Here is an 11316-nt window from a genome sequence, read left to right on the forward strand (position 1 = left end):
CCCTCCTCCTCCCTGGTGTCGCCGCACCGAACATCGCGGGACAGGCCGACGAGGCCCGATCCCGCTACCGGCCGCGGACCCCTCCTCCTCCCTGGGTCCACGGGCTCTGCGGCGGCGCCCCTCCTCCTCCCTGGCGCCGCCGCATCCGAGCCACCGCTTTCCCTTCCCGCCACGCTTCGCTAGACCGTCCCCGACCACGCCCGACAGGGCACGAGAACGGGACCACGACCATGGCGATGGACAAGACCTTCGACGCGGCGGAAGCCGAAGCACGCCTCTATGCCAGCTGGCTTGAGGCTGGCGCCTTTGCCGCCGGCGCCAACGCGCGCGAGGGCGCGGAGGCGTTCAGCATCATGATCCCGCCGCCGAACGTGACGGGCTCGCTGCACATGGGGCACGCCTTCAACAACACGCTGCAGGACATCCTCGTGCGCTGGCACCGCATGCGCGGGCACGACACGCTGTGGCAGCCCGGGCAGGACCATGCCGGGATCGCGACGCAAATGGTCGTGGAACGGGAACTCGCGAAGGAAGGCGGCCAGAGCCGGCGCGAGATGGGCCGCGAAGCCTTCCTCAAGAAGGTCTGGGAGTGGAAGGCGCAGTCCGGCGGCACGATCATCAACCAGCTCGAGCGGCTCGGCGCCTCCTGCGACTGGTCGCGCAACGCGTTCACCATGTCCGGGGCGCCCGGGGCGCCCGCGGGCGAGGATGGCAATTTCCATGACGCGGTGATCCGCGTCTTCGTGGAGATGTACGAAAAGGGCCTGATCTACCGCGGCAAGCGGCTGGTGAACTGGGACCCGCATTTCGAGACGGCGATTTCCGATCTGGAGGTCGAGAACGTCGAGACGCCGGGCGGGATGTGGCACTTCAAGTACCCGCTCGCGGACGGGCGCACCTATACGTATGTGGAGAAGGACGAAGACGGCAACGTCCTCTTCGAGGAAGAACGCGACTACATCTCCATCGCCACGACCCGGCCAGAGACGATGCTGGGCGACGGCGCGGTTGCGGTGCATCCCTCGGACGAACGCTATGCGCCCATCGTCGGCGCGCTGTGCGAGATCCCGGTGGGGCCGAAGGAACACCGCCGCCTGATCCCGATCATCACCGACGAATACCCCGACCCGGACTTCGGCTCGGGGGCGGTGAAGATCACCGGCGCGCACGATTTCAACGACTATGCCGTGGCCCAGCGTTGCGACATTCCCTGCTACCGGCTGATGGACACGGCCGCACAGATGCGGGCCGACGGCGCCCCCTACGCCGAGGCGGCCGACATCGCGCTGGAAGTCGCCAAGGGCGAGCGCACGCTGACGCAGACCGAGACCGATGCGATCAACCTCGTTCCGGACGACCTGCGCGGGCTCGACCGGTTCGAGGCGCGCAAGCGCGTGGTGGAGCAGATCACCGACGAAGGGCTGGCCGTCATGGTGCCGCCCACGGACCCGCGCCTCGGCGGCAAGGCGCCGGCCGCGCCCGAGGAAGGCGGCGAGCCGCGCGACGAACAGCTTGTCCCGCTGGTGGAGCACAAACCGATCATGCAGCCCTTCGGCGACCGCTCGAAGGTGGTGATCGAGCCGATGCTGACCGACCAGTGGTTCGTCGACACCTCCAAGATCGTCGGCCCGGCGCTCGACGCGGTGCGCGACGGCACGGTGGAGATCCTGCCGGAGCGCGACAAGAAGGTGTATTTCCACTGGCTCGAGAATATCGAGCCGTGGTGCATCTCGCGCCAGCTCTGGTGGGGGCACCAGATCCCTGTATGGCACACGCCGGGTTTCGGAGAGGAATGGCGCTCCTTCTGCGCTGCGACCGAGGCCGAGGCGCTGGAGCAGATGCACGCCACCTTCGGGGACGACGCCGAGTTCATCCTCGTCGAGGACGAGGCAGCGGCCACCGACATGCTGGCCGAGTATTTCCAGAACGCGACCGACACCACCGGCGTCGACCAGCGCCGCCGCCCGCAGGCGATTCCGGTCTTCCGCGATCCAGACGTGCTGGATACCTGGTTCTCTTCGGGGCTCTGGCCCATCGGCACGCTCGGCTGGCCCGAGGACACCGAGGAACTGAGGCGCTATTTCCCGACCTCCGTGCTGATCACCGGATTCGACATCATCTTTTTCTGGGTCGCCCGGATGATGATGATGCAATACGCCATCGTCGGGGAGCGCCCGTTCGACACCGTCTATGTCCACGCCCTCGTCCGAGACGAGAAGGGCAAGAAGATGTCCAAATCGCTCGGCAACGTGCTAGACCCGATCGAGCTGATCGACGAGTTCGGCGCGGATGCGGTGCGGTTCACGCTGTCTTCGATGGCGGCGATGGGCCGCGATCTCAAGCTGTCGAAGGACCGCGTCGCCGGCTATCGCAACTTCGGCACGAAGCTCTGGAACGCCTGCCGCTTCGCGGAGATGAACGGCGTGTTCGAAGGCCATAGCTTCCGTGCCGAGCCGCCGTCCGCGAAAGCTACGGCGAACGCCTGGATCATCGGCGAGACCGCGAAGGTGCGGGAAGAGGTGGACGCCGCCATGTCGGCCTTCCGCTTCAACGACGCCGCGAACGGGCTCTATGCCTTCGTCTGGGGGATCGTCTGCGACTGGTACGTGGAATTCGCCAAACCGCTCCTGAACGACGAGGCCACCGCGGCGGAGACGCGGGCCACGATGGCCTGGGTGCTCGATCGCTGCCTGCTGATGCTGCATCCGTTCATGCCCTTCGTGACCGAGGAGTTGTGGGGCACGCTGGGCGACCGACCCAAGATGCTGGTCCACGGCGACTGGCCGCAGGATCGCGCCGAGGCCTGCGTCACACCCGAGGCGGAGCGCGAAATGTCCTGGGTGATCGCGCTCATCGACGGCGTTCGCTCCGCCAGGGCGCAGATGCGCGTGCCGAACGGCATGCACGTCCCGCTTCTGGTCGCCGATCTGGATAAGGCGGGTCGGAACGCCTGGGCCGCGAACGAGGCCCTGATCGCGCGGCTCGCCCGCGTCGAAAGCCTGACCGAGACGCAGGACTTCCCCAAGGGCACCGTCACCATCCCGGTGGGCGGCGCGACCTTCGGTATGCCGCTGGACGGCATCGTCGATGTCGCGGCCGAGATGGCGCGGCTGGAAAAGTCGCTGTCAAAGCTGCAGAAAGAAGTGGCCGGCCTCGAGAAGCGGGTAAGCAACCCGAAGTTCGTCGAGAGCGCGCCGGACGACGTGGTGGAGGAAACCCGCGAATCGCTCGCCGCCCGGCGCGAAGAGGAACGGACCCTCGAAATCGCGCTGGCCCGCCTGCGCGAGATCGGCTGATCGACAATTCTCAATCGTCAGGCGGCCCGGATGGCCGCCCGACGACCGCGTGAACCACGCAAAGGCGGCTTCACGTCCTTCGGTAACCCTATTCACCTGTCAACCGTTTGAAGCCTTCGAAATTGCCTATATGTTAATTGGGATTGACAGGTTCCGGAGTCACCTTTGCTCGACACCCACCCTTCCCGGCCGGCGCGCGCGTCCGGCCTGCACCCGCACCTGCGCGAGGCGACCCGCGCGGCGCATCTGCGCACGGAGGACGCGTTCGCGCCCTTCCTGCGGGCGCCGGTGGCCGAGCTCGGCCCGTTCCTGGCCGCGCAACTGGGCGCCGCAAGGGCGCTGCATGCCGCACGTGACGGCACGCCCGTGGCGGAGGAAAACAGCCTGCTCTGCGACCTCGGCGACGCCTACGAAAACGATCTCCGCGAGATCGGGCATGCCCCTCTGCCCGGCAACGCAATCTTGGCGCCGCGGCCGCTCGATACGCTGGCCGTGGGGTATCTCACGCTCGGCGCACGGCTTGGCACGGCGGTTCTGGCGCGCGCGCTGACCGCAGCCGGTGGCACCCTGCCCCGGTCTTTCACCCTTTCGGCGCCAGAAGGCGCATGGCGCGCTTTCCGGCAGCGCCTCGACACCCATTCCCATGATCCGGCCCGGTCCGCGCGCATCGTCGCGGATGTCGTGGCCGGGTTCGACCTCCATCGCGCGGCGGCGGCGCGTGCATGGCCACACCACGAAGATCGGAGCCCATGAGCCACGCATCTCCCGCCAAGACCGACCGGACAATCGACCTCGACAGCTGTGCCAGCGAACCGATCCACCTTCTCGGGCGGGTCCAAAGCTATGGCGCCCTGCTGGCGGTGTCGTCCGACTGGATGGTCCAGCACGCGTCCGTCAACCTCGCGTCTCTGCTGGGCGAGGAGGCCGCGGCCGATCCCATCGGACGTCCGCTGGGCGACATCCTGCCGGACGAGGCCTTCGCGACCATCCGCCGGCGCCTGCGCAGTCTCGAATCCGGCGCGCAGGCCACCCGGATTTTCGGGGTGGCCCTGCATGACCGGCGCTTCGACGTGTCGATCCATCAAAGCGGCCGACATCTCGTGATCGAGTTCGAACCCGAGGCCGGGCACCGAGACGAGGACGCGCTGGCCGGGACCTATCCGCTGATCCAGAAAGTCCGCGAAGCCGACACTCTCTCGCGTGTGGCGCACGAAGGCGCCCGCGCCGTGCAGGCGTTGTCGGGCTTCGATTCGGTGATGGTCTACCAGTTCCAGGACGACGGATCGGGCAGCGTCATCGCCGAGAGCAAGGTCGGCGCCTCGCCGAGCTATCTCGGCCTGCGCTTCCCGGCGAGCGACATTCCCGCCCAGGCGCGCGCGCTCTACCAGCGCAACCTGCTGCGCCTGATCGCCGATATCGACGATCCGGGCGCGGAGATCGTGCCCGGCCGCTCCCCGGAGGGCGAGCCGCTGGACCTGTCGCTCGCGGTGACGCGGGCTGTGTCGCCGATCCATATCGAGTACCTGCGCAACATGAATGTCGCCGCCTCGATGTCGGTGTCAATCATCAAGGACGGCAAGCTCTGGGGGCTCTTCGCCTGTCACCATCGCGCACCGCATTACGTGCCGTTCGACAAGCGCACGGCGGTGGAGTTGTTCGCGCATCTCTTCAGCTACGAGCTGACGCGCCTGCAGGAACGCGCGCGTACACAGACCGAATCGCGGATGCGCGAGATGCAGGGCCAGCTCATGCGCAAGCTCGCCGTGGGCACCGACCTCGCCGAGAGCCTGACCGGCATTTCCGAGCCGCTGGACCGTATCATCCCCCATGACGGCCTGGTCCTTGTTTCGGACGGCGCGGTCAGCACGACCGGCGTGACGCCGACGAAGTCGGAGCTGAACGACCTCACCCGCTTTCTGAACACCGCGGCCTCGACCGAGGTCTACGCGACCGATTGCCTGTCGCGCGAACACGCACCCGCACGCGACTACAGCGCCCGCTGCTCGGGCATCCTGGCGCTGCCGATCTCGCGCACGCCCCGCGACTACCTGATCCTCTGCCGGCGCGAGGAAGCGCATACCGTCGACTGGGCCGGCGCGCCCGACAAGACGGTGAGCGAGGGCCGCCTGCACCCGCGCAAGAGCTTCGAGGCCTGGCAGGAGATCGTGCAGGGCCAGTCGACCCCCTGGGGCGAGGAGGCGCTACGCGCGGCGGACATGCTGCGCAGTCTGCTGCTGGAAGTCTTCCTGCGGATCTCCGATTCGCGGAACATGGAGCGCAAGCGCGCGCAGGAACGGCAGGAGCTCCTGATCTCGGAGCTCAACCACCGCGTCCGTAACATCCTCAACCTCATGCGCGGGCTGATCTCGCAAAGCCAGCGCGAGAACGTGACCATCGACCGCTTTGCCGGCAGCCTAGACGGACGCATCCAGGCGCTCGCCCGTGCGCACGACCAGCTGACCCGCAAGGAATGGGCGCCCGCGTCGCTCTCGGAACTGGTGCGCCTGGAGCTTGCCGCCTATGTCGAGAACGTGGACCGCGCGACGGTCGAAGGCGACGACGTCCTGCTCGCACCGGACGCCTATACCGCACTGGCGCTGGTTCTGCACGAGATGGTCACGAATTCCGTCAAGTACGGCGCGATGAGCGATGGCAACGGACACGTGACCATCGGTTTCTCGCGCGATGCCGCAGGCGCGCTCGAACTCGACTGGCGCGAGCGGGGCGGCCCGGTCGTGCGTCCGCCCGAGCGGCGCGGCTTCGGCTCCGCCATCATCGAGCGGTCGATTCCCTTCGAACTCAACGGCGAGGCGGAAATCGACTACCGTGCGACCGGCGTAGCCGCCCGGTTTCGCGTGCCGCCGCGCTACCTGTCGGAGCCGGAGAACGTCGTGGCGCTGCAGCGCGTCGACAAGATCGTGCACAACAGCAAGCCCAAACTCAAAGGCCCGGCGCTGGTGGTCGAGGACGCGATGATCATCGCCATGGATGCGGCCGACATCCTGCGGGACTTCGGCGCCAGCGACGTGCGCATCGCGGCCAACGTCGCCGAAGGCCTGCGCGAGGCGCAGCGCGAGCGCTACGAGGTTGCCATTATCGACGTGAACCTCGGCGGCGAACAGTCGGTGAAGGTGGCCGAGGCGCTGGCGATGGCCGGCGTGCCCCTGGTCGTGACCACCGGCTACGGCGAGCGGGAGAATCTGCGCTCGACCTTCCCGCCGTGCCAGATCCTGCAGAAGCCGTTCTCCAACGAGAGCATAGGTCAGGCGCTGGCCGAACTCGGCTTCACCCTGTGACGGGCTGCCCGGCGGCGGCCCTCACTCCTGCACCGGCGGGGTGCCGTGGGTGTGGAAGGTCTCGATCGTCTTGAGCCCCCAGGCCTGGCCCTTCTCGCGGTCGGCCTCGGTCCACATCACCGGCTCCCAGTCGGGGGCGAGGATCAGCCGCGCGCCGGCATTGGCGAGTTCCACCCGGTTGCCCGCAGGCTCCCATACGTACAGGAAGAACGTGCCCTGGATCGCGTGCTTGTGCGGTCCTGTCTCGATGTGCACGCCGTTCTGCAGGAAGATGTCGGCGGCCCGCAGGATGTCCTCGCGCTGGTCGGTGGCATAGGTGACATGGTGCAGGCGCCCGTCGCCGCGGCCGTGCTCTTCGGTACAGGCCAGATCGTAGCTCTTGTTGTTGACGGTAAACCAGCAGCCGCCGATGCGCCCGTTGTCGAGCTGGATGTATTCCGTCACCCGGGCGCCCAGGCAGGTTTCCATGAAGGTCCGGAACTCGGCCACGTCCTCGGCCAGCAGGTTGAGGTGGTCGATTCGCCGCGGCGGCACGCCGGTGAAGGCGCTCGACATGTTCTTCAGCGCGGGACGGTCCGCGCCCGCGGGCGCGTAGCGGTTGGTGTCGTAGTAGATTTCGAAGACATGCGCGAACGGGTCCTCGAAACGGAAGGCGCGGCCATGGCCGGGATCGCCATCGACCCAGCCATGGACCTTGTAGCCGGCCGCCTCGATCGCCGCCGCCCGCCGCTCCAGCGCCTCGGGCGAGGCGGCGCGGTAGCCGATATGGCCCACCCCGGTCGTCCCGGCCCGCGTGAGCTTCAGCGAATGATGCTCGTAATCGTCCCACGCGCGCAGGTAGGCAGAGGCCCCATCCTCCTCCGTCAGCTTCAGCCCGTAGACGCGCGTGAAGAAGTCGAGGCTCTCCTCGTAGCGGTCGGTGAGCATCTCGACATGGCCGAGATGCGCGATGTCGCCGGTCATGGTGGGCCTCCGGTCCTTGGTCGCACGTGAATATGCCCGGATCAGCGTGGCACGAGAGCGCCCCGGAGGCCAAATCCGAAGCGCGTGCCGGCCCATAACTTTCGCTCCGGACGCGGGCCCGGCTGGGGAGAGGGATTCGCGGCCCGCGACCGGCGAAGCGGCCCGCCAGACCTTATCCGCGCATGAGCCGGGTCTTGCGGGCAAAATTTTCGAGAGGCTTGCCGGGGAGCCTTGAACCGGTGCGCCGCACCGACGGAAGGCGCACAGCCGCGTTCGGCCCCAGTGCCGTCACACCCGCTCCGGCGATAACGGAAAATTATGACGGATGAGTGGACCATCCACCCGGACAGAGGTTTCGCCGCTCTGCAGCGCGCGGCCGGCCAGCGCCCCGGAGGAGGCCGCGCGCACACCGCCCCGCACCGCTCCCCAAAGCGCCGCGCCGACCTGCGCCATGTTGTCTCGGATAGACGGACGTTTGGTGTCTGGTATCCCACAACACGCTGAATGCCGAGAACTTCCCCAGAGCTGCCGGATCGCCTCACCCAAATGCCGCGCCACCCCCGGCTGCACGGGCGTCGATGCAAGGACCGCAGTTTCGGACAAGGGGGCACGCGATCCCCGCCGAACTCTTCAAGGGACCGGAATCAGACAAAAAATTTCGACGCTACGCCGCGGCGCGGCATAGCTCGCCGCGCTTCTCGACGATCAAGGAGGTTGATCCTGCTGCCCGGTCCCGGTCCACGCGGCCGACATGAGCAGAGGGCCGCGAAAGGGCTCCGGAGGCGCCGTCGCGGCCCATGGCGAAGGAGGATTTCGCGCAACAAAATGTCGCGCGGCACTTGAGAGTTGGGAGAAACTTCCGCACTAAAGGGAGCAACGATAATGCCAATCTGGGGTGGTCCTTGTCGCTGTTCATCGTCGTCCTCATGCCGTTCCTCGGCGCACTGCTGCCCGGCGTGCTCTATCCCGCCGGTCGCAGGACCTGCGCGCTCGGCACGCTATCGGTTACGCTGATCGCGCTGATCGGCCTGATCTCGAATTTTCCGGCCCTTCTGGCCGGCGAAACGGTGACCGCGCGCATCGAATGGATGCCCGCGCTGGGACTGAACGCCACGTTCTTCCTCGACCCGCTGGGGGCGTTCTTCGCCACGCTGATCCTCGGCATCGGGCTGCTGATCATCGCCTATGGGCGCTACTACCTGTCCAGCAGCGACAACATGGGCGAATTCTACACCTACCTGCTGCTCTTCCAGGGCGCGATGGTGGGGATCGTCCTGTCCGACAACATCCTCATGTTGCTAGTCTTCTGGGAGCTGACGTCGCTGTCGTCCTTCCTGCTGATCGGCTACTGGCGGCACCTTGCCGAAGGACGGCAGGGCGCACGGATGGCGCTCACCGTGACCGGGATGGGCGGGCTTGCGATGATCGGGGGGATGCTGATCCTCGGGCAGATCGCAGGCAGCTACGACCTGACGGTGATCCTCGAGAACCGCGACGCGATCCAGGAGTCGGACCTCTACCTGCCGGCGCTGATCCTGATCCTGCTGGGGTGCTTCACCAAGTCGGCACAGTTCCCGTTCCACTTCTGGCTTCCGCACGCGATGGCGGCGCCGACGCCGGTGTCGGCCTACCTGCACTCCGCAACCATGGTGAAAGCCGGCATCTTCCTGATGGCGCGGATGTGGCCGGTCCTGTCGGGGTCCGAGGCGTGGTTCTGGCTGGTGACCGGCGCAGGCCTGATCACCGTGGTCCTCGGGGCCGTGATCTCGTTCTTCAAGCATGACCTGAAGGCCATCCTCGCCTTCTCGACAGTGTCGCATCTGGGCCTGATCACCATGCTGCTGGGCACCGGCACCGCTTTCGGGGCGATGACGGCGATCTTCCACATCCTCAACCACGCGACGTTCAAGGCCGCGCTCTTCATGTCGGCCGGCATCGTCGACCACGAGGCGCATACACGCGACATCCGCCGCCTCGGCGGGCTGAGGCACCTGATGCCGGTCACGGCGACCATCGCCACGCTGGCGGCGCTGTCGATGGCGGGCATTCCGCTCTTCAACGGCTTCGTGTCCAAGGAGATGTGGCTCGAGGAGGCGCTCCACACCGAGTTCTTCGCCAGCCCCTACTTCGTCGCGGCCATCTGCACGATCGGCGCGCTGTTCTCGGCGGCCTATTCGTTCCGCTTCATCTTCCACACCTTCTTCGGCGACACCCGGCGCGACTATCCCAGCCACCCGCACGATCCCAACCCGGGCATGTGGCTTCCGCCGGCCTTCCTCGTCTGCCTCGTGCTCATCATCGGCATGGCACCGTTCCTGGCCGAACCGCTGGTGAAGTTCGTCACCGCCGCCGTACTCGGCAACACCGCCGAGGTGCCCACCTACCACCTGGCGATCTGGCACGGGTTCAAGCCGCCGCTCTATCTGTCCGGCATCGCGGTCGCGGGCGGTATCCTGCTGGTGCTGTTGCACGCGCCGCTACAGCGGCTGTGGGACGCCACGCCGCGCCCCGAGGCCAAGAGCATCTTCGAAGGGCTCATCGCCGGCTGCGTCTGGGTCGCCCGGCGGATCACCTGCGGGCTCCACGACGGGTCTTTCACCCGCTTCGCGGCGATCCTGATGGTCGCCATCGTCGCCGGCGGCGCGCATGCCTACTTCACCGGCAACGCGACCGCCGCCACCCGCGACATGCAGCCGGCCAGCGTCGTGGCGATTGCCACATGGGCGATGCTGATCGCGGCGACCGGCTTTCTCGTCGCCGCGCACCGCAAGCGGCTGGCCGCGCTGATCCTGATCGGGATCATCGGGTTGATCGTGTCGGTGGCCTTCGCCTTCTTCTCCGCCCCCGACCTCGCGATGACGCAAATCTCCGTGGAGGTGGTGACCATCGTGCTGATGCTGCTGGCGCTGAACTTCCTGCCCAAGGAGACGCCGGTCGAAAGCTCCGCCCTGCGCCGCCTGCGCGACGGCGCGATCGGTTGCGTTGGCGGACTGGGCGCCGGAGCATTGTGCTACTACCTCCTCGTGCGCGAGTCAGTTGCCCCGCCGATCTCCGACTATCACCTGGAGAATTCCTATGCCGGCGGCGGCGGGACCAACGTGGTCAACGTGATCCTCGTCGACTTCCGCGGCTTCGACACGTTCGGTGAAATCATCGTGCTCGGCATCGCCGCGCTGGTGATCTACGCGCTGACCGAGGCGCTGCTGCGCGGACCGGTGCGCGCGCGGCTCCTGAACCGCACGCCGGAATCGCCGCTCGCCGGCGACCGTCATCCGCTGATGATGGTGGTGCTGACGCGGGTGATCATGCCGGTGCTGCTGATGATCGGCATCTACATCTTCCTGCGCGGCCACAACCTGCCGGGCGGCGGGTTCATCGCCGGGCTCGTGGTCGCGGTAGCGGTGGTGCAGCAATACATGGCCTCGGGCTATGCCTGGGCGACGCAGCGCCAGCGCTACCCGTATCACGGCATCGTCGGGGCGGGCGTGCTGATCGCCGGCCTGACCGGCATCGGCGCCTGGTTCACGGGGTACGAGTTCCTCACCTCGTCCTTCACCTACATCAAGTTGCCGCTGCTGGACGAGTTCGAGGTCGCCTCGGCCATGGGCTTCGACCTCGGCGTGTTCCTCGCCGTGCTCGGCGCGGTGATGCTGTCGCTGGAGAGCTTCAGCCGCCTGGCCCGCCGCGCCCACACGACCGACAGCCTGCACGCGATGGACATCGACCCGTCGCGCGACGACCAGACCGAAGGGGACCACTGA

General features: G+C 67.3%; 5 protein-coding genes. 4 read left to right on the forward strand and 1 reads right to left on the reverse strand.

Annotation, left to right across the window (positions count from 1 at the left end; translation table 11 throughout):
* Positions 1 to 230: 230 nt before the first annotated feature.
* From F3H57_RS07410 to F3H57_RS07420, 3 genes are all read left to right on the forward strand, one after another.
* On the forward strand, positions 231 to 3296 hold the full coding sequence (locus F3H57_RS07410) for a valine--tRNA ligase (RefSeq protein ID WP_149755273.1): 3066 nt from the start codon (positions 231 to 233) through the stop codon (positions 3294 to 3296).
* Between the two features lie 165 nt (positions 3297 to 3461).
* Positions 3462 to 4049, forward strand: coding sequence for a heme oxygenase-like domain-containing protein (locus tag F3H57_RS07415; RefSeq protein WP_149755274.1), 588 nt, complete (start codon positions 3462 to 3464; stop codon positions 4047 to 4049).
* Complete coding sequence (locus tag F3H57_RS07420; RefSeq protein ID WP_149755275.1) at positions 4046 to 6592, forward strand: HWE histidine kinase domain-containing protein; 2547 nt, start codon at positions 4046 to 4048, stop codon at positions 6590 to 6592. The genes F3H57_RS07415 and F3H57_RS07420 overlap by 4 nt, the downstream gene beginning before the upstream one ends.
* Before the next feature lie 21 nt (positions 6593 to 6613).
* On the opposite strand, the gene F3H57_RS07425 is transcribed toward F3H57_RS07420, so the two are convergent.
* A complete protein-coding gene (locus F3H57_RS07425; protein WP_149755276.1) occupies positions 6614 to 7555 on the reverse strand; it encodes a VOC family protein in 942 nt (313 codons plus the stop codon).
* A 902-nt stretch (positions 7556 to 8457) separates the two neighbouring features.
* On the opposite strand from F3H57_RS07425, the gene F3H57_RS07430 reads away from it, so the two are divergent.
* Positions 8458 to 11316: a monovalent cation/H+ antiporter subunit A gene (locus F3H57_RS07430; protein WP_149755277.1), complete on the forward strand. Its 2859-nt coding sequence runs from the start codon at positions 8458 to 8460 to the stop codon at positions 11314 to 11316.

The sequence above is a fragment of the Roseivivax sediminis genome (assembly GCF_900112685.1).
Taxonomy (GTDB): Bacteria; Pseudomonadota; Alphaproteobacteria; order Rhodobacterales; family Rhodobacteraceae; genus Roseivivax; species Roseivivax sediminis.

What these genes read in the sequence shown, in the direction of transcription:
- F3H57_RS07410 (WP_149755273.1), top strand. Translation starts at nt 231, where the DNA reads ATGGCGATGGACAAGACCTTCGACGCGGCGGAAGCCGAAGCACGCCTC.
- F3H57_RS07420 (WP_149755275.1), top strand. Translation starts at nt 4,046, where the DNA reads ATGAGCCACGCATCTCCCGCCAAGACCGACCGGACAATCGACCTCGAC.
- F3H57_RS07425 (WP_149755276.1), bottom strand. Translation starts at nt 7,555, where the DNA reads ATGACCGGCGACATCGCGCATCTCGGCCATGTCGAGATGCTCACCGAC.